This window comes from Psychrobacter urativorans (genome assembly GCF_001298525.1).
Lineage (GTDB): Bacteria > Pseudomonadota > Gammaproteobacteria > Pseudomonadales > Moraxellaceae > Psychrobacter > Psychrobacter urativorans_A.
Window position 1 is genome coordinate 171,044 of the sequence record NZ_CP012678.1, and the last position, 19,329, is coordinate 190,372.

Annotated in this window: 19 protein-coding genes; 11 read left to right on the top strand and 8 right to left on the bottom strand. The window is 42.2% G+C overall.

Annotation, left to right across the window (positions count from 1 at the left end):
* The first annotated feature begins 425 nt into the window (after positions 1-425).
* Complete coding sequence (locus AOC03_RS00755; RefSeq protein ID WP_062533153.1) at positions 426-1,835, top strand: solute carrier family 23 protein; 1,410 nt, start codon at positions 426-428, stop codon at positions 1,833-1,835.
* A gap of 92 nt (positions 1,836-1,927) precedes the next feature.
* Here AOC03_RS00755 and AOC03_RS00760 read toward each other — a convergent pair whose 3' ends face one another.
* Positions 1,928-2,860, bottom strand: coding sequence for a DMT family transporter (locus AOC03_RS00760; protein ID WP_062533154.1), 933 nt, complete (start codon positions 2,858-2,860; stop codon positions 1,928-1,930).
* A gap of 312 nt (positions 2,861-3,172) precedes the next feature.
* Here AOC03_RS00760 and AOC03_RS00765 point away from each other — a divergent pair, with 312 nt between their 5' ends.
* The gene (locus AOC03_RS00765) at positions 3,173-4,285 is read left to right on the top strand and encodes a WG repeat-containing protein (RefSeq protein WP_062533155.1); all 1,113 of its coding nucleotides are present in this window, start codon (positions 3,173-3,175) and stop codon (positions 4,283-4,285) included.
* 136 nt (positions 4,286-4,421) lie between these two features.
* On the opposite strand, the gene AOC03_RS00770 is transcribed toward AOC03_RS00765, so the two are convergent.
* On the bottom strand, positions 4,422-5,444 hold the full coding sequence (locus tag AOC03_RS00770) for an alpha/beta fold hydrolase (protein ID WP_062533156.1): 1,023 nt from the start codon (positions 5,442-5,444) through the stop codon (positions 4,422-4,424).
* Between the two features lie 12 nt (positions 5,445-5,456).
* Complete coding sequence (locus AOC03_RS00775; RefSeq protein WP_062533157.1) at positions 5,457-5,621, bottom strand: rubredoxin; 165 nt, start codon at positions 5,619-5,621, stop codon at positions 5,457-5,459.
* Between the two features lie 307 nt (positions 5,622-5,928).
* Between AOC03_RS00775 and AOC03_RS00780 the strand changes: the two genes are divergently transcribed.
* Positions 5,929-6,498, top strand: a complete 570-nt coding sequence (locus tag AOC03_RS00780) for an adenine phosphoribosyltransferase (RefSeq protein ID WP_062533158.1) — start codon at positions 5,929-5,931, stop codon at positions 6,496-6,498.
* A 211-nt stretch (positions 6,499-6,709) separates the two neighbouring features.
* Here the strand turns inward: AOC03_RS00780 and AOC03_RS00785 are convergent, their stop codons facing one another.
* Positions 6,710-7,651, bottom strand: a complete 942-nt coding sequence (locus AOC03_RS00785; RefSeq protein ID WP_062533159.1) for a transaldolase — start codon at positions 7,649-7,651, stop codon at positions 6,710-6,712.
* A gap of 420 nt (positions 7,652-8,071) precedes the next feature.
* Here AOC03_RS00785 and pheA point away from each other — a divergent pair, with 420 nt between their 5' ends.
* The 8 genes from pheA to AOC03_RS00825 all read left to right on the top strand — a co-directional run bounded on the left by pheA (position 8,072) and on the right by AOC03_RS00825 (position 16,131).
* Positions 8,072-9,253, top strand: a complete 1,182-nt coding sequence (pheA, locus tag AOC03_RS00790) for a prephenate dehydratase (RefSeq protein WP_062533160.1) — start codon at positions 8,072-8,074, stop codon at positions 9,251-9,253.
* Between the two features lie 81 nt (positions 9,254-9,334).
* Positions 9,335-10,501 (top strand): histidinol-phosphate transaminase, encoded by a 1,167-nt coding sequence (hisC, locus tag AOC03_RS00795; protein ID WP_062533161.1) that lies wholly within the window; start codon positions 9,335-9,337, stop codon positions 10,499-10,501.
* A gap of 125 nt (positions 10,502-10,626) precedes the next feature.
* Positions 10,627-12,936, top strand: a complete 2,310-nt coding sequence (locus AOC03_RS00800) for a bifunctional prephenate dehydrogenase/3-phosphoshikimate 1-carboxyvinyltransferase (RefSeq protein WP_157049329.1) — start codon at positions 10,627-10,629, stop codon at positions 12,934-12,936.
* Between the two features lie 213 nt (positions 12,937-13,149).
* On the top strand, positions 13,150-14,106 hold the full coding sequence (gene rarD, locus AOC03_RS00805) for an EamA family transporter RarD (RefSeq protein WP_062533163.1): 957 nt from the start codon (positions 13,150-13,152) through the stop codon (positions 14,104-14,106).
* Positions 14,107-14,148: 42 nt separating this feature from the next.
* Positions 14,149-14,574 (top strand): dihydroneopterin aldolase, encoded by a 426-nt coding sequence (gene folB / locus AOC03_RS00810; RefSeq protein WP_062533164.1) that lies wholly within the window; start codon positions 14,149-14,151, stop codon positions 14,572-14,574.
* A 25-nt stretch (positions 14,575-14,599) separates the two neighbouring features.
* Complete coding sequence (locus tag AOC03_RS00815; RefSeq protein ID WP_227514253.1) at positions 14,600-15,070, top strand: 2-amino-4-hydroxy-6-hydroxymethyldihydropteridine diphosphokinase; 471 nt, start codon at positions 14,600-14,602, stop codon at positions 15,068-15,070.
* Positions 15,071-15,106: 36 nt separating this feature from the next.
* A complete protein-coding gene (locus tag AOC03_RS00820) occupies positions 15,107-15,646 on the top strand; it encodes a DUF924 family protein (protein WP_062533166.1) in 540 nt (179 codons plus the stop codon).
* Positions 15,647-15,759: 113 nt separating this feature from the next.
* A complete protein-coding gene (locus AOC03_RS00825) occupies positions 15,760-16,131 on the top strand; it encodes a DUF488 domain-containing protein (protein WP_062533167.1) in 372 nt (123 codons plus the stop codon).
* A 146-nt stretch (positions 16,132-16,277) separates the two neighbouring features.
* Here AOC03_RS00825 and cysE read toward each other — a convergent pair whose 3' ends face one another.
* The 4 genes from cysE to AOC03_RS00845 all read right to left on the bottom strand — a co-directional run bounded on the left by cysE (position 16,278) and on the right by AOC03_RS00845 (position 19,312).
* Positions 16,278-17,132, bottom strand: coding sequence for a serine O-acetyltransferase (gene cysE, locus AOC03_RS00830; protein ID WP_237182073.1), 855 nt, complete (start codon positions 17,130-17,132; stop codon positions 16,278-16,280).
* 222 nt (positions 17,133-17,354) lie between these two features.
* On the bottom strand, positions 17,355-17,795 hold the full coding sequence (locus tag AOC03_RS00835; RefSeq protein WP_062533169.1) for a YtoQ family protein: 441 nt from the start codon (positions 17,793-17,795) through the stop codon (positions 17,355-17,357).
* Between the two features lie 176 nt (positions 17,796-17,971).
* The gene (locus AOC03_RS00840; protein ID WP_062533170.1) at positions 17,972-18,874 is read right to left on the bottom strand and encodes an RNA methyltransferase; all 903 of its coding nucleotides are present in this window, start codon (positions 18,872-18,874) and stop codon (positions 17,972-17,974) included.
* A 33-nt stretch (positions 18,875-18,907) separates the two neighbouring features.
* Complete coding sequence (locus AOC03_RS00845) at positions 18,908-19,312, bottom strand: Hpt domain-containing protein (RefSeq protein ID WP_227514254.1); 405 nt, start codon at positions 19,310-19,312, stop codon at positions 18,908-18,910.
* Positions 19,313-19,329 lie beyond the last annotated feature (17 nt).

Consider the following 19,329-nt stretch of genomic DNA (forward strand, 5'->3'; position numbering starts at 1 on the left):
TATGAACGTCGTAGTACTGGTTTCGAGTGAATAATCGCTGTTGTTTATGATTAAATTCCGCTATGATGCTCGGCATCAATGCTTCTGTAACATCCTGTAAGTTGAGCGTCGTTATAGAATATATAAAGATATAAACAGACGAATAGCTACTTCTAGTAAAGCATATCTAGCGTCATACATCTATAAAAACAACTGATTTCTTTCCTCAATTATCTTATAAATAATCATTATAGTGATAGATTATTTCTCTTTAAAGATATTAAAGAATGATTTGTAGAGCGATAGTTGTCGCTAATGCGAAAGGGTGGATGAGTTGAGTGGTAGGTGGATTGTAACTCTACTATTTACCTTGTCATTTCATCATCATTATCGATAACGATTATATTTTCATCATTATTGGCTTAGATTACTTAGGATCAGCGCCCATGACACCTTCTCCAAAGCAATCCTCTCAATCAAAAGATACCTTTCATTCATCACAAGACGCTTCGGTACTAGACACAGACGCCGCTGCTCCGAGTTTACCCTATAATCCTGACTTTGATAATGATAGCTGGTTTCCAACATGGCGACCGTATCAGGGCGACTTGGATCATCATCCTGTTGGTATCAATGAATATTTGCCGCCCACGAAAAGCGTCTTGCTTGGCGTGCAGCATACTTTTGCGATGTTTGGTTCAACGGTGCTGGCACCATTATTGATGGGTTTTGACCCCAATTTAGCTATTTTAATGTCTGGTATTTGTACCATCATGTTTTTTATGATTACTGGCGGGCGTATGCCCAGCTATTTGGGCTCAAGCTTTGCATTTATTGGACCAGTTATCGCAGTCACTGCTTATGCGGGCGTTGGCTTTAATAGTAACTTGGATGTCGCTTTAGGTGGCATTATGGTCTGCGGCATGATTTATGCGTTAGTAGGTTTGCTTGTCATTAAGACGGGAACAGGATGGATTGAGCGTTTAATGCCGCCAATTGTCACTGGCGCCATCGTTATGATTATCGGTCTGAACTTAGCACCTGTTACGATTCAAGGGGTCTCCGCCAATCAATTCGATGCGTGGATGGCAGTGCTGACAGTCTTGCTTATTAGTGGTGTTGCGGTCTTTACGCGCGGTATGCTCAGACGTTTATTGTTACTGGTCGGCTTAATATTGTCATATATCGCTTATTTTGTGATGACTAATCTTCTGGGTTTTGGCGTGCCAATTGATTTTAGTGGTATCCAAGCGGCATCTTGGTTTGGCTTGCCGGGTATTCATACGCCACGCTTTGAAATGAGTGCGATTATTTTAATTGCGCCAGTGGCATTTATTTTGATTGCCGAAAATCTTGGACATTTTAAAGCGGTAGAAGGGATGACTAAATCACACGTGACCCCTTATATGGGTCGAGCATTTTTTGCCGATGGTTTAGCCACGACTTTTTCAGCGGGTTTTGGCGGCACAGGGGTGACGACTTATGCTGAAAATATTGGCGTCATGGCAGTTACTAAAGTATATAGCACCACTGTTTTTGTGATGGCTGGTGTGGTGGCTGTTCTGCTAGGATTATCGCCAAAATTTGGCGCGATTATCCAAACCATTCCGCCCGCATTGTTAGGTGGCGCTTCTATCGTGGTGTTTGGTTTAATTGCGATTGCAGGTGCAAAAATTTGGATAGACAGTCATGTCGACTTTAGCAAAAATAGCAATTTGATTATTGCAGCGGTCACCGTGATTATGGGTACGGGCAATTTTAGCCTACATTTAGGTGGTTTTGATTTGGGTGGCATTGGTACGGCAACCTTAACCGCTATTGTGCTTAATGCCTTATTTAATCGTCAAAAAAACTGATTTATGTATGAAGTGTTTCACTCATTATTGGTTATAGCGCGAAGCCAATAATGAGGGTAGATAACCTCAGTTTAATGACGACAGCTTGATAGCTATTTATATTTACGTTTATAAAACTGTGCAAAAAAACGATAACGGCGCAATACCCGCGCTTTAGGTTTCAGCGAGCCTAAATAAATGGCAAACATTGTTAACAGAGCACCGCTCCATTGTAAGTTGTTGATAGGCTTATCCAGCCAGCTGTAGTCAATGATTAATGCGGCAATGGGTTCGGTTAATAGCAGTAAGCCTGTCAGCGCCAACGACAGTTTAGGAATAGAATAAGCAATCAATCCCCACGCTAGGCACTGCATCACCGAGCCATAAATCAATATCCAGCCAACCTCAGACCACGTATTGGGCAATATATTACCCATATCAAAGAACAACATTGGCATAATCATCGCAACCACGCCACCAATACTGATTAGCTGCATCAAGACAAATATCGGTGTCGGCTCCGTATCGTGGGTCTTACGGATAAAAGTCATCGATGCGGCTAACATCGCACCTGACACGATACCGGTGACAAAACCAAGTGTCGCTGCCGTATTTTGCGCAAATTCAGCACTACCAATCATTGCCACGCCAAGCATTGCTAAACATAGACTGGCTAACTGCACAATTGATTGACGCTCATTAAAGTATAAAAACCCAATGGCGGCTAAAAAGAAAATCTGTAAGCTATTGAGCAGTGTAGAAATTCCAGGCCCGACTGCATGAATGCTCTCATGCCAAAGCGCTAAGTCAAAGCCTAAAAATACACCTGATAATAAAGCGTAAGTAATGGCACGTCTTGAGCGTGGCAGGCGTTGCCCCGTGATTATTGCCAGCAGCGCAAATATCACCCCTGAGATAGCAAGCCGCCAAAATGCCATCGCCCAGCCACCAATATCGACATGAGCGACAATCAGGCTACCTAATCCAAAAATAACACAACCAATGACTAAGCCAGTGGAGGCAGAGCGTGATGAAGCAATGACCATGAGTTATCCTGTTCGTCAATTTCGTCAATGAATGCATAGCTTGAAAAAGCGGTATTGTAAATGTTTCGACCGATAATATAAATGCTATCAGCATAGATAAACTGTTATAACAACACAATCATTTAAAATATTTGACTCATATCAGCTGTAATGGTGAGAACAAATTTCTGACAAGATACATAGAGTACAGACAGGTTATTACTTGACTTAAATAGGGAAAATGACCACTATTTGTTAACCTAGTTAGTATATTATGATAGTGGGCGTTATAGCTTTAAATGCTTGCTATAAAATTTTAACTTGGATTTCTTTATGGTTAAACGTTCTTTTAGTTCATGGAACAAACAATCGAAAGTATTACCATCATTAAGGCAACTATTAAAGGAGTTACCGATAAACAAATTACCGAGCCTGTGTATTGGCACTAGTTTATTGCTAAGCACCATTTTTATCATACCAACTGCACAAGCGGCAAGCTGTAAAATACCGAAAAGCTATTATAAAAATGTTTCTTGCACCGCTACTAATGGTTATTTTTTAGCGGCTAAAGACTTTGGTGAGCCTGTCGCATTAATTGACAGTAAAGGTAAAGTAATTCTCGATTTAACACGTTACCAAAAAGTCGATGCTAATAATTTATCGGAGGGTTTATTGCCTGTCTTGAGTAAAGGTCGAGTTGGCTACATTAATATGCAGGGACGCGAAGTTATCCCAACCAGTTATGATATGTTAAGTAATGGAAAAAACTGGGCACGTCCGGTGTCTGAAGGGCGTATCGTGGTTAAAAAATCGGGGCAGTATGGGGTAATAAGTACTGGTAACCAAACCATCGTGCCATTCTCAGGATCGATTAGTAATATCGATGATTATCGTGGCGGCGTGACGCGCGTGAGTAAAAACAAGTCGATTAGCTGGCTAGATAAAAATGGCAGTCCCACTGCAAATCCTAATGCTGTAAGCCCTAAACCTTCAAGTAAAAATGATACTTTTCAAGCTTCTTCTGCAAACACAATGCCTAATAAATCGCCCGTTCAGAATAATGAATTATTGTCGGCACCATCATCGGCAATAAAAATTCCGCTACCTCCAGCAGGATTTACTACTTTACAACCGCAACAACAGGATGGTAAATGGGGCTTTGTTGATGATAATAATGTGGTGATGATTACTTATTCATTTGATGAAGTGCGCCCTTTTTCTGAAGAATTGGCTGGTGTACGTATCGATAATAATTGGGGCTTTTTGAACTTAGGTGGCGAGTTGGTTATTCCTTTAGATTTTGATAATAATCGCGTTATATATGGTGATAGTGCTGAAAAGGCGAATTCGTTTGTCTTTAAAAATGGTAAAGCTTGGGTCAGTAGCCTTGAAACTGGCGGTAAAATTTGTATTAATAAACAAGGAAAATATGTTGGCTGCGATTAAAAATAAAGTAAGAATACATAGGCAGTTGACATTAAAGTAGGCATGCAAAAAAGAGGTTAAAACATATAATTTGCTTATATGTTTTAACCTCTTTTTTTATTTTAAGATTTTATCGACATCAGTGATTTAAAATAATTTAATCTAATAAATGATGTCGAATTAAATCTACGAGATAGGGCTGATAATATGCCGGAATATCATGTGCCATCCCTTCGACCAAATGAAACTTAGCATTGGGAATGGTTTTGGCAACCACGCGTCCTTGTGAAGGAGGTAGTAGCCCATCGGCACTTCCATGAATTACAATAGTTGGTGCTTTTACTTGCTTACTGAAGCGACTGATAGAGCCTGATGATAAAATAGCGTTAAGCTGTTGAACCGAACCTAAAGGGTGGAAATTGCGCTGATAACGTAGCTTGGCTATTTCACGCACGGTACGCACGTTAACATGCCCAGGCGTGCCCACTGTTTTCATAAACCAGACACTATGACGCACGATATCACGTTCAGAGTGGCTCTCAGGACGATTGATTAGGGTATATAGCTGTTTCGGTCTTGGTGGCTTTAAAAAAGCGCGATTGGTGGTGGTAAATAGCAGCGCCATGCGTTGTACCAAGCTGGGATAGCGCGCGGCGACAATCTGCGCAATCATACCGCCCATAGAGGCGCCAAGCAAATGGGTGCTACCAAGCTTTAACGCTTTAATCAGACGAACGGTATCTTCAGCCATATCAGTCAAATTGTAAGCCACTTGCTGACCTTTATTGGAGAGACCAGTTTGCAGCCGTAGCATCATTTTTAGCTGACTGACACGAGGTAGACCTTCGATTTGTACTTTAGATGACAAACCGATATCGCGATTATCAAAACGAATGACAAAGAAGCCTGCATCTATCAGACGTTTTATAAAATCGTCTGGCCAAAACACCATTTGTGAACCCAGCCCCATTACCATCAATAGCGGAGGATTTTCAGGGTTACCACCCGCCTCAACGCACAGTTCAATACCGTCGCCGATATCAATCATCGCTTGATAGAGATGCTTACTGATATCTGATGCACGCCAATAGTGTTCACCAAATCGTTGCCATTCGTGAGTAGGATAGTTGAACGTATCTTTAGACAAGTCGGTGCTTGTAAGATCATTTGAGTTCGTCATGAGCGTTCCTACTTAAATTGCGACCATCTCAAAATCCAGTTTACCCACACCGCATTCGGGACATGTCCAATCGTCAGGGATATCATCCCACTTAGTACCAGGGGCGATGCCTTCTTCAGGGCAGCCCAGTGCTTCATCATAAATCCAGCCGCAGACAATACATTCATAACGGTTCATATATAATCCTATCAATTATTACCAATTTTATAGCTTATTATTAGACCACAAACACGTACGCAGTGTAGCATATAACCATAATTATTATGATTAAGTTTACACTTGTATATTGAGATAAGTGAGGTTTTTACAACCCTTTAAATATAAAAAAGTGTATTGCATAACGGATGTTTATCGCTTTTCGGCCAAAAATATAACGTCAATTATGCTATAATATCTGACGTTAATATCAATATTTCAAACCTTATTTGCCGCTGCTATGTTATTAGTATTCAGGTTATTTAAGCTATCTATCTTAAGGATTGTAATGAGTGCTACCGCCAAAAACATACCAGCCGCTACGTCGTTAGAACCGTCTAATACACTCAATCTAGATCATCCATTTTGGCAAGCTATTCGTACCGTGCCTGACTTTCCAAAAGCTGGTATTGATTTTTATGACATTACGCCTCTATTGCGCAATCATATTAATGAGGTTATTGATGCGATGTTGGCGGTGTTACCTGAAGGATTATTAGAACAAGTGGACTGCTTAGGAGCAGTTGAAGCGCGTGGGTTTGTATTTGCAAGCTTGCTGGCAGGGCGCTTGGGTAAAGGTATGATTTTGTTGCGTAAACCGGGCAAGCTACCACCACCCGTTGCTAATAAAGCATATTCTTTGGAATATGGTAAAGATACGCTTGAGATGCAAAATAATTTGCCCCCTGAGCGTGTATTATTAGTCGATGATATATTGGCGACAGGTGGCACGCTGATGACGGCTTATGAGCTTTGCAAGTCAGCTCATCATACGGTAGTGGGGACATTGGTGCTGCTTGATTTGGTAGATTTGCATGGCGTGTTTCCAGTACCCATTTATACGGTGTTAAAAGCTTAAAAAAACGAGTTATTAGAGCGAATGCTTAGAAAATGAGCTTGGTTATCTGAGTTATCTGGCATAAAAAAGCGCCTTGAGTTTATATCAGAGCGCTTTTTTATACTGATTTAAAAACTGTTTAAAGCATATTAATTTTAAATCTTATTAATAGGACTATTTTTACATTGATTACATGACAAATGACATAAGCGTCGATGTTTTTCTTGCAATCTTAGTTGTGCATTGCAGCCAACGTTTGAGCAAGCTCATCACGAGCACTGATAAAGCCGTCGATACCTTTTGGTAATAAGTCTTGGGTGACGGTATCCTGTTGATATACTTGACTAAATTCTTCAGCTGTTAAGCTCACCCGCGTCATGCTGTCCATATCCATCGACATCGTTGGCGATAACTGACGAGTGACGCTAATATCCATCGCTGCTAGTTCGTCAATAAGGTTTGGCGCGATAGTCAATAAATCACAGCCTGCCAGTGCGAGTATCTGCTCGGTTGAACGGAAGCTTGCGCCCATCACCTGCGTTTTATAACCGTGCTGCTTATAATATTGATAAATCAGTTTAACCGATTGCACACCCATATCATCAGCAGCGGGCACGTTTTGGCGGTTCTGTTGGCGTTTTTGCCAATCTAAAATACGCCCAACGAAAGGTGAAATCAGCGTCACGCCTGCATCCGCACAAGCAACGGCTTGATGTTGCCCAAATAATAATGTCAGATTACAGTGGATATCTTGGGTCTCAAGATAGCGCGCTGCTTCAATACCTTGCCATGTCGCTGCCATTTTAATCAGCACTCGTTTTGGGTCAACGCCTGCTTTTGCATAAGCGTCCATAAATTCTAACGCTTTATCAATCGTTGCTTGGGTATCATAGGATAAGCGGGCATCGACTTCGGTTGAGACGCGCCCTTCGATTAATCCTAAAATATCGCAACCAATTTGGATGGTAAGCGCGTCAATGGTTGCATCCACATCCCCTTGATACTGACTCATGGTATCTGCGAGCATCGCTTGATTATCAGGATGAATGAGGGCTTTGGTAATTAGACTAGGATTGGTGGTGGCATCAATAGGTTTTAAGCGCTCGATAGCGGCAAGATCGCCAGTATCAGCGACAATGGTAGTCATAGTGCGAAGCTGCTGTAATGCGCTCATCAGATATCCTTGTATCATTAACTGCTGTCATTAAAGTGTTATTAAATTAACGTCGTTGCCATAGTCGGTGCTATACCGTTAGTAAACAGCCTTAAACTGTAGCATAGTTTTATCATGCTTATCGGTCATACGCTAAAACGGTAGTAAAATTTAGCCGACTTTGGACATTTATCGCTATTTACGATGATTTACGAATGGGCACTGTGCGTAGTTTTTGTTATAGTAGAACCGATAAACTGCTTGCGCCTTATCTTTGTATGTAAATACGATAAATGATAGATAGCGTAAGTAGGGAATAATTTCTTAAATATATTAATAATGTGCTAAATTAATGAGCAGTCCACTTCGCTATGTGTTTTTGAACATAGTGTTCAAACATCATATTAATAAATAACACGTTCTAAACAAGGATAGTCGGTAATGAGTGAGCAGTCATCAGAGCAAAATAAGAATAATATAAACCCAACTGCTGTCAGCGTCAGCGATACCTCAACCGACCAAGAGCTTCTAAATCGCCTACGTCAAAATATTGATACCGTAGACTGTGAAATTCAAACGCTCATTAATAACCGTGCCAAGCTCGCCCAACAAGTGGCGATCGTTAAAAAAGAACAGGTGGCAAATAGCGGTAATCCTGCTGAGCGTAATCCTATCTTTTATCGTCCTGAACGAGAAGCGCAGGTATTAAAAGCGGTAATGGCTCGTAATACCGGTCCAATCGCTGATGAAAAAATGGCACGTCTCTTTCGTGAAATTATGTCAGTGTGTTTGGATTTAGAAGCACCGCAGCGCATTGCATTTTTAGGACCTGTCGGCACTTTCACCCATGCTGCTGCGCTTAAACATTTTGGTAAAGCGGCAGATACGATGCCGATGACTACCATCACGGATGTGTTCCGTGAAGTAGAAGCAGGCACGGCGATGTATGGGGTAGTGCCCGTTGAAAACTCATCTGAAGGTGTGGTTAACCATACCTTAGATGGCTTTTTATCTTCAACGCTAAAAATCATTGGCGAAGTTGAGCTGCCGATTCATCAAAACTTCTTAGTAGCTGAACATACTAAGCTTGATGGTATCAGTCGTATTTATTCGCATCAGCAATCTTTGGCGCAATGTCGCCATTGGCTCGATGTCAACTATCCCAATATTGAGCGTGTTGCGGTATCAAGTAACGGTGAAGCAGCACGTCGTCTGAAGAATGAATGGCATTCAGCCGCTATTGCCGGTGATGTTGCGGCTGCTGAATATGATTTGCATAAGCTGTATTCCAATATCGAAGACAATCCGAGCAATACCACACGTTTCTTAATCATCGGTCACGAATCGGTGGCACCGTCTGGTCAAGATAAAACCTCTATTGTGGTTTCTGCACATGATAAAGCGGGCGCGTTGATCGAAATTTTAAAACCATTATCCTATCACGGTGTCTCAATGACCAGTATTGAAACGCGTCCAGAGCGTCCAAATAAGTGGGCATACGTATTCTTTATTGATATGGATGGGCATATTCAAGACGCCAATGTGCGCGCTGCGATTGCTGATATTCGCCCATTGGTCAAAGATGTCCGTATCTTAGGTTCTTATCCAAAAGCAGTGCTATAAGCTGATTTGCAATACAGCTGATTGATAAAAAATGTCTGTAATAACAAATAATAGATGGATCAAAACATCTAAGGATAACTCATGCAGTCAATAGAATTATCTCAAACCGCGGCTCAAAAAACTAAAGACCAAGCTAAGTTAAAGGTCGCGCCAGCGTACGACAGCATTTTAGAGCTGGCACCGTATCAAACGGGCAAGCCAGTAGAAGAGCTGACGCGCGAGTATGGTATTTCAGACGTGGTGAAGTTGGCAAGTAATGAGAATCCAATCGGCTGCTCACCGCAAGTCACCTTAGCGATTACGGAGCAATTGGGTCAGCTGGCACGTTATCCTGATGGTAAGGGGTATTATCTTAAGCAAGCCTTATCTGACTTCAATAATATAGATATAGAGTGTATTACGTTGGGTAATGGCGCTAATGATTTGCTCGATATCTTAGCGCGTAGTTTTGTCGGCTCAGAGGATGCGATAGTTTACAGTCAATACGCCTTTGTGGTGTATTCAATGCTGGCAAAAATGCAAGGTGCGACGGGTATTGAAGTGCCTGCGCAGCGTTTTGGTCACGATCTTATCGCGATGCGCCAAGCCGTTGACGATAATCCTAATACGAAAATAGTCTTTATCGCCAATCCTAATAATCCAACGGGCACACAGCTTGAACGCGAAGAGTTGCATAAGTTTGTTGCCAGTCTGCCAAGCTCAGTACTGGTGGTATTGGACGAGGCTTATGTCGAATATAGCCCTGAAAGTAATAATCGTGCGCTATTAGATGAGTTTGACAATGTCGTCATCGTGCGCACTTTTTCGAAAGCTTATGGGCTGGCAGGTCTGCGGATTGGTTACGCGCTCAGCTCAGCACCCATTGCCGACTTGCTCAATCGTATTCGTCAGCCTTTTAATGTGAGCCGGATTGGTCTTGCTGCTGCTAATGCGGCGCTTGCTGACCAAGATTTTATTGAGAAGGTGCGTGACACCAATCAAGAGCAAAGGCGCTGGTTAGAAAAGCAGTTTGATGCGCTAGGACTGGGTTTTATCAAGTCACATGCTAACTTTATCATGGTTGAAATTGAAGTTGAGATGGAAGATACGACGGCTGCCGTGATTCACCAAGCGCTACTTGAGCAAGGGGTTATTGTCCGTCCGCTTGCCGGTTATGGCTTATCGAATTGGCTACGGATTACCGTGGGTGTGGCAGAAGATAATATGCGCCTTATCGATACGTTGCGTTCGATATTAACGGATGATTAAGTTTAATATTATTAAACCCAAAATTATTAGGCGAATACCCATTAAGTGAAATGATAATTCAGAATATTATGCAAACAATAAATCAAGATTTAGCCAATCAAGCGCCCGTTAATACATCCCTATCAATCATACCGCCACTCTTTCAGCAAGTTTGTGTGATAGGTTTGGGGTTGATTGGGGCAAGTTTAGCACAAGCGATTAGAGATAATCATTTAAGCAAACGTTTGGTCGCGGTCGATAGGCATCTACCCAGTATAGAAGAAGCAATTGCGCAGGGCTTGCTGGATGCGGGCAGCGCCGTACTGAGTGATGTCGTATCCGGTAGTGATCTAATCGTTATTGCTGTTCCTGTACAAGCGGCGCAAGCGGTGTTTAGCGATATTAAAGCAGCCATGGATAATGGTCAGCTTGCGACTGATTGCATCATTACTGATGTGTGTAGTACCAAGGTTAATATCATTGAAGCGGCGCAAGCGGTATTTACGTCATTGCCTGTTGGGCTAGTGCCTGCGCATCCCATTGCCGGTGCTGAAAATTCAGGCTATCATGCGCGCCGTAGCAATTTATTTGTCAATCATAGCGTTATCATTTGTGAGTTGCCAACGACTAGGGTTAGCGCCATCAATAAGCTACGGCAGTTATGGGAAGCCGTAGGTGCAACCGTGATGCCGATGGCAGCAGCTCACCATGATTCAATATTAGCGCATACCAGTCATTTGCCGCATCTGCTCGCGTTTAATCTGGTTGAGCAGCTTGCCAGCCATAATGATAATTTAGATATGTTTCGCTATGCAGCTGGCGGCTTTCGAGACTTTACTCGTATTGCCGCCAGTGACCCGAAAATGTGGCACGATATATTTTTTGCCAATCAAAGCGCGATAGTCAGCGCCCTTGATGAGTATAGTGTTTATCTACAGGATATACGTCAGCTTATCATTGATAAAGATTCAACCGCCCTGATGGGGCTTTTAGGTCGAGCGCAAGCCGCACGTCGACATTTTGGTCATATGTTAGCCAGCACCCCTTATACGGATACCTCTGCCATGTCAGCTTCTTATAATATTACCCCTAGCAATACCGTTATCGGCACCATCGCCATTCCCGGTGATAAATCTATCTCGCATCGTAGTATTATGCTTGGCAGTCTTGCAACAGGCGTGACCCATGTCACAGGGTTTTTGGAAGGTGAAGATGCCTTAGCGACCCTACAAGCATTCCGTGATATGGGTGTGACCATCGAAGGACCGGATAAGGGTAGGTTGACCATCCATGGTGTCGGTATGAACGGTCTAAAACCGAGTAAAACGCCATTATATATGGGTAATTCGGGCACCAGTATGCGCCTATTAGCCGGTATCTTAGCTGCACAAAAATTCGATAGCGTCTTGACAGGCGATACCAGTCTTAATAAACGCCCAATGGAACGCGTCGCGTCGCCACTTCGTGAAATGGGCGCGGTCATTCAAAGCACTGGACATAATGGCACGTCACCGCTGAGCATCACTGGTCGTGATAATGTCGGCAAACCGCTACACGGTATTGATTATGATATGCCAGTAGCCTCTGCTCAAATTAAATCTTGCTTATTGTTAGCCGGTCTCTGGGCTGAGGGAACCACAACGGTCACGCAACCAGAAATTAGCCGTGACCATACCGAGCGTATGCTATCGGCATTCGGTTACCCAGTGACTGTTGATGGTAATCGCATCAGTATCGAAGGTGGTGGTACACTCACCGGTGGTGATATTGCCGTACCTGCTGATATCTCTTCAGCGGCGTTCTTTATGGTTGCCGCCGCTATCAGTCAGGGTAGCGAACTGACGCTAACGCAAGTCGGTATCAATCCCACGCGTACGGGTATTATTGATATCTTAAAGCTGATGAATGCTGATATTACCTTAAGTAATGAGACGTATGTTGGTGGTGAGCCGGTGGCTGATATTACGATTCGCAGCTCTAACTTAGTTGGTATTGAGATACCAGAAGCATTGGTGCCACTAGCGATTGATGAATTTCCAGTATTGTTTATTGCGGCAAGCTGTGCGCAGGGTCGTACGGTGTTAACGGGCGCAAAAGAGCTACGGGTGAAAGAGTCAGATCGCATTGCGGTAATGGCTGACGGTTTACAAACGCTTGGCGTTGACTGTACGGTAACCGAAGATGGTCTTATTATTGAAGGTCAGGGCAGCAACTCTCAAAGTGACGAAGTAAATAATAGCCAGCCCGTATTTGGTGGTGGACATATCGTCTCGCACCATGATCACCGTATTGCCATGAGCTTTGCGGTTGCGAGTCTACGTGCATCGAAGCAAATCACCATTGAAGGTGTCGAAACTGTCAATACTAGCTTCCCAGGTTTTGCGGAGCTTGCCAGTCAAATCGGTATGAATATTGAAGTGAATAAAGGTGTTGATAATAGTATCGATAACGCTTAATTCTTTATGAAAGAAGGGTTATAATAAATCCTTACTTTGGTTTTTTTGAAATTTTTTTAGCAATGTATGGGTGTCGCTGTTGGCATTGATACATTGCTTTTCTATTTTAATTTCACTTAATTTTTCATCTAGTGAATTTAGTATCCTTGCCATTTTCATTGTTGAATGGACTATAGCAAGGGTATGTTTTGCTCTAAAAAGTTGTTTCACCTTATGACTACCGATAATGTCGTCAAAAAATCAGTAACGCCCATTCGCACCACCAAAGAGGGTATTATAACTGCGCTTATTGCCTTTTTTATATGGGGTGTGTTTCCATTATACTTTAAGCAATTAACCGCTTATGATGCGACTGAAATCATTGGTCATCGTATTAGTTGGACGTTTGCGTGTTTGTTAATCGTGTTGGTAATTACCAAGCGTTGGCAGTGGATTGATACCCTCAAGCAACATCCAAAATGGATAGCCTATACGTTTATCTCAGGTATTATCATTGCGATTAACTGGCTGACTTATGTCTGGGCAGTGACTCATGATCAGATTCTTGAAGCCAGTTTAGGGTATTTTATTGGACCCTTAGTGGGTGTCGCGCTATCGATGATTTTATTCAAAGAGCGTCTGCGACGGCTGCAATGGGTGGCTATTGGTTTCGCATTATTATCTGTAGTTATTCAAGTGGTGATGCTTGGAAGTGTGCCGTGGATATCATTGATATTGGCGTTTAGTTTTAGCACTTATGGCACTATTCAGCGGCAAACGCCATTGACTGCCGTTGATGCCATGTTTATTGAAACGGCAATGCTAGTGCCTATTTGTCTGTGGTGGTTTTGGCAAGCGGATGTTGTCAGCAGCCAGCTCAGCTTTTGGTTTACGCCTTCTATTTGGTTGTTAATGCTGGCAGGTCCTATTACTCTGATACCTTTGCTATTATTTAATAAGTCTACTAAGTTGGTGGCTTATAGTATCCTCAGCTTTATGAACTATCTGACACCGACTTTTATTTTCTTCTTGGCGGTGTTTTATTATAACGAGCCGTTTGATTTACATCGCCTCGCTGTATTTGGACTGATTTGGTTCGGTCTGTTATTATTCAGTATTGATTTATGGCGCAATCGTCCAAGTAAACAGCTTAAAGCGGAGCTTTTACGTGAGCAAGCCTTAGAAAAATAGCAGCACAGATTTTAATAAAAAATAGATAATGAGGACAATAAGATGTTTCATACCGAGTCAGATGTGGTATTTGTAAAAGGTCTAACAGTAGAGGCAGTGATTGGTGTTTACGAGTGGGAACGCGCCATTAATCAGCCGATACGCATTGATATTGTACTTGAGACCGATATTAGTAAAGCGGCAGTGTCAGATGATGTAAGTGATGCCCTTAATTATAAAGCGGTTTGTGATGATGTCAGCAGGTGGTGCAAAGAAATAAAAGCAGAACTGCTTGAGCATTTAGCTGGAGAAATCGCTGAGAGCCTGTTGGCTAAGTATTCATGTCAAAAAGTAATTTTGAGCGTTGCAAAACCGACTGCTATTAAACAAGCAGAAGCAGTTGGTGTGCAAATTACCCGTTATGCAAAAGCTGCGGACAATCAAAGTGCTGAAAATGAGACGGCTGAGAGCAAATCTGATAACGCATAAGATGATGCATAAAGGATTACTGAATTTGGATGTTTCAAGATTAAGCAAAGATGAGCCGGAAACGCTGCAAGCGCAAGCTGTGGCGGCTATCGTATTGGCATTGGGCAGTAATTATCAAGCTGAATATTACTTGCCGCAAGTGCATCAGCAACTAGCCACACTTGGTAGGATAACGTCATCGAGCGCCCTGCAGAATCCTGACTTCACATCCACGCTACAGCAGCCAAAACCTGACTATATCAATCAATGCGTTTATCTATTGCTCACAGTGCCCATGACGTTACAGCAGTTACAACACACTTTTAAAGCGTTTGAAAAGGATTGTCATCGATGTCGTCAAACTACGCCTACGGCAATACGGCAAGTGTCCATGGATATCGATATTTTATTAATAAGATTAAATCTTAGTCAGGAATGGATAGTTATGGCAGATCGCTATCCGTTTAAGGCGCATGAGAATGTGGGAATAGAGGAATTGGTTGAGACTGGTTTATAGTAGAGTTAACATTTAAATCTTAGAAAAGAGCGGTTTATGTACAGAGAGATATTGGATTTTTGTTTTAAAGAGGTGGGTAGTCAAAAATGGTTCGATAAGGATATAGGGCTAGATGAAGTTCTCAGAGCGCACTTTGTCGATATCCTAAAACAAGCCGCGGCGGCAGAGTTTTATACTTGGCGCAGCAATCCTCAAGGACGCTTAGCTGAAATAATCATATTAGACCAATTTTCACGCAATATTTACCGTCATACTGCAAAAGCTTTTGCTCAAGATCCCATGGCACTAACTTTGGCTCAAGAAGCGGTGGCAGCGGGCACCTTACAAAAATTAAAGGGTCTAGATGAACGCAAGTTTCTGCTAATGCCTTATATGCATAGCGAATCAAAGTTAATTCATCAACAAGCTGAACAATTATTTAAACATTATACCAATGAAGAAATATATGGTTCTGAGATTAAACACAAAGTTATCGTAGATTGCTTCGGTCGTTACCCACACCGTAATGAAATCCTCGGACGGACTTCTACTGTCGAAGAAATAGAGTTTTTAACGCAACCTAATTCATCGTTTTAAGCAATAAATGAGTAGCGTAAATAAGAATTGAAATTAAGGTTATAAAACTAATATTATGGACGGGAAGGTTCATGCATTCAAATATTAGCCTTTGATACTGAAAGGATTCTATCATGATATCAAAAATTAAAATCCGAAGAGCGTATAGAGAAAAAGGAAAAGATGATGAATATTGCATACTGGTTGACCGCTTATGGCCTAGAGGGATAAAAAAAGAAAACATAAGTTATAGCTGGTGGCCAAAAGATATAGCGCCATCTGATAAACTTAGAAAATATTTTAATTACGATAAAGATAAGTTTACTGACTTTAAGAGATTGTATAAACAAGAATTAGACGACAATGAAATGAACGGTGAGTTTCTAGATATGATAAAAGCTCAGCTTGAAAAACATAATGTTACTTTGGTTTATGGCGCAAAAGATGAAGATTATAATCAAGCAGTCGTGTTAAAAGAATGGATTGAAGAGAAATTAAATTTATAAAAATACTTTGCTAGAGTTATCATTAAAAAAGCCCGAAGCCAGTTAATATCAATTGGCCTCGGGCTTTTTAGTTTTATAATATAGCTAATAAGCATGGATTTACATACAAGCATCATTCATTCATTAACTAGCTAGTCCTTTGATATCTACTTCTGCTCAGAGGCTATTTCATCCATATCACTTTGCCCAATCACATCAATATCTTCTAAGCACAATTTATCATACTCTTTTTTGCAAAAATCAGGATCAATCTTGCACATTGCCGCCTGCAATTGATCGAGGCGAGTTTCAGATTGTTGAATATGTTCAAGCATTTTTGCAAATGCTTCCGCCACTGGGTCTTGTGAAGAGGGATCGATACCGTAAGCCTGAAAAGCGGTGTCGCGGGCGCTGCTGCGAGTTACTTTTCTATTTGGCGTGATGGCTGCTTTTTCTTGTGGTTTGTTCTCATCAACTTTGGCAGTAATTGGGTTGCCTTTTTCATCATGATGATCTGATATCATGCGTGCGGCACTACCGACCATCGTTGCACCCGCCGGTACTGCTTTAACGACTACCGCATTCGAGCCAATCTTAGCGCCTTTACCCACCGTAAATGGTCCTAACACTTTGGCGCCCGCACCGACAATAACGCCATCTTCTAGGGTTGGGTGACGTTTGCCATTATTCCATGATACACCGCCGAGAGTGACGCCATGATATAAAGTCACGTCATTGCCAATCTCAGCCGTCTCACCGATAACGACGCCAACGCCATGATCGATAAAAAAGCGCTTGCCAATCTTAGCCGCAGGGTGAATTTCGATACCGGTAATAATGCGGGAGCCGTAAGAGATGGCACGCGCCGCAAATTTTTGGTCGTGCTCCCACAAACAGTGCGCCCCACGATGTAAAATAAGCGCATGAATACCAGGGTAGGTCAGTAGAACTTCCATACTATTGCGCGCAGCAGGATCACGAGTGAATACGGCATCGATATCTTCTTTTAAGTCTTTTTTGATGCGAGTAAGCGATTTAAACAAGGCAGTTGGCAATAACATAAAGCGTCCTATCGTATTTTTGATGACAATATTTTTAGTTATAGCAGCTTTGCATCATAAAATATAGCGATGAGTGTTAAATAAAACCAGATTGGCAGTGAACAGTAGTTTTTTTATGCTAAAGGTGATCGTTTACGTCCGCAATACTGCCACATAGATTCCAATTCGTTTTTACTGCCACATCTAGCCGTTGATAGTATATTTTAACAGCTCAACAACTTGTTCAGGCGTTTGCGCCCATGCCATTGCTGCTGCGTCCACTTCTTTTAGCGGATGAATAATGTCATCAGCATGCAGCGTGATATATGGTTTGCCCAAAGCTGCACAACAGCCGGCATCAAATGCTGCATTCCACTGCTTATACTTATCACCAAAACGAATAATAGCAATATCGCATTTTTGTATCAGATTTTTGGTACGAATCGAATTGACCTTCGACGACTTATGATCGCGCCAGAATGCATTCTCGTCTTTACCCAGTACATCACCGGCTGCGTCGCTGGCTTCGTGCTCAGTGACGGCTGATGTGAACTCAATATCAAGACCATGTTCTGTAGCACCTTGAATGATTCTCTGACGCCAGTCGGTGTGAATTTCACCAGATAAGTAGACTGTCCATTTCATAATTAGCTCCTTTTTAATATTACATCGTATGCAATTGCTCGCTAACAATCGCTGTTATTGCTCAGTTTATAAAAAATAATCATTATTAAGTAATGCATGTAGCGTGCGCTAGTATATCAGGCATCGTTAATAATACAAAAAACTTGGCGACTTAGGTTTTTTTAGGCTGCGTAGCTTTATTCTTTTAAAAGTTTGGCTACCAAAGCACTGAGCAGTTGATACTCTTTTTGGTCGAGTTGGATACGTGAACCAAGTCGAGATAAGCGTGACGGCAATGATTTTAAATGTTCCGCATCCGCCAGACCACGCTGAACCATCAGTTCCGTAGTACGTTTCGTCAATTGTTGCAATTGCTGTTGAGTGATGGCAGGCTCATCCCATTGCTGACGCACATAGGTATTTAACAGCAGTGGGGTTGTTGCATTATCTGTATTAGTCGTTGCCTCTATTGTGTCTTTATTATCGAGACTAATTCGATGAGGCATAGAGGGAATATGCGTCTGCGTATAAGCAAAGATAAAGCTGGCAATCACTTGCACGGCTGATGCGACATTGAGCACAGGATAAGCAGGATTGGCATCAATCTGAATATGATAATCAGCGTATGCTAGTTCTTCATTGGTCAGACCACGATCTTCACGACCAAATAAAAGGGCAATATTGGGCGCTGTATTCATACCATTTTGCTCATTAATAGCACTTTGCTTATCAATAAAGTCTAGCATGATTTTCGCTGCTTGCGTTGGAGTCACCACTGGACGTGGCAAATGGCGACTGCGACTACTGGCAGCAAAGACCAACTGGCAATCTGCAATAGCAGATTCTAGCGTAGGCGTAATTGTTGCTGCTGCTAACACCTCACCGCCACCAGCGGCATGCGAAATACTGGTCTCGTCAATCGGGAGCTTGGGATTAACAACCGTCAGCCGTGACAAGCCCATGGTATGCATTGCCCGTGCAGCTGAACCAATATTGGCTGGCAAGGTGGTATTCACCATGACGACTTGTAGGCAGGATAAGTAGTCACTTACCATAGTATTTGCTAAGATGGAAGCTGATGTTGATAAAGTACGACTCATTATTATGATAGCCCTGTTTTTCTAGCTCGGTTTTTATAGCGCTAAGCGTTGATAAATCTGTTGTTCGACATGGTGTAGTGCTTCTGATAAATGTTCAATAACGGTAGCTGAATGACTGATTTGATGAGCACGGCAGGCTTCTTGTAATTGTCCACTGAGAGTTACTAATTGCGTGGCGCCTAAATTAGCACTGGCACCTTTTAGCGCATGAGCCGCCTCAAAGCCATTCGCATTATCACCAGCTACTTGAGCGACACGCAGACTATCAATACGTTTTTGGCTATCCGTAAGATAAGTCTGCACTAAGTCTGCAAAGTCTTCTTCCAGCAAGTCGCGCATCTCTTCAAACTGTTCGTGATTGATGACCTCATGAACAGGATGGCTGTCCATAGAATGGCTATCCATGTTTTGGTTATGATTAAGATGAGTGTCGTCCATGACTAAGTTTCCAGTAA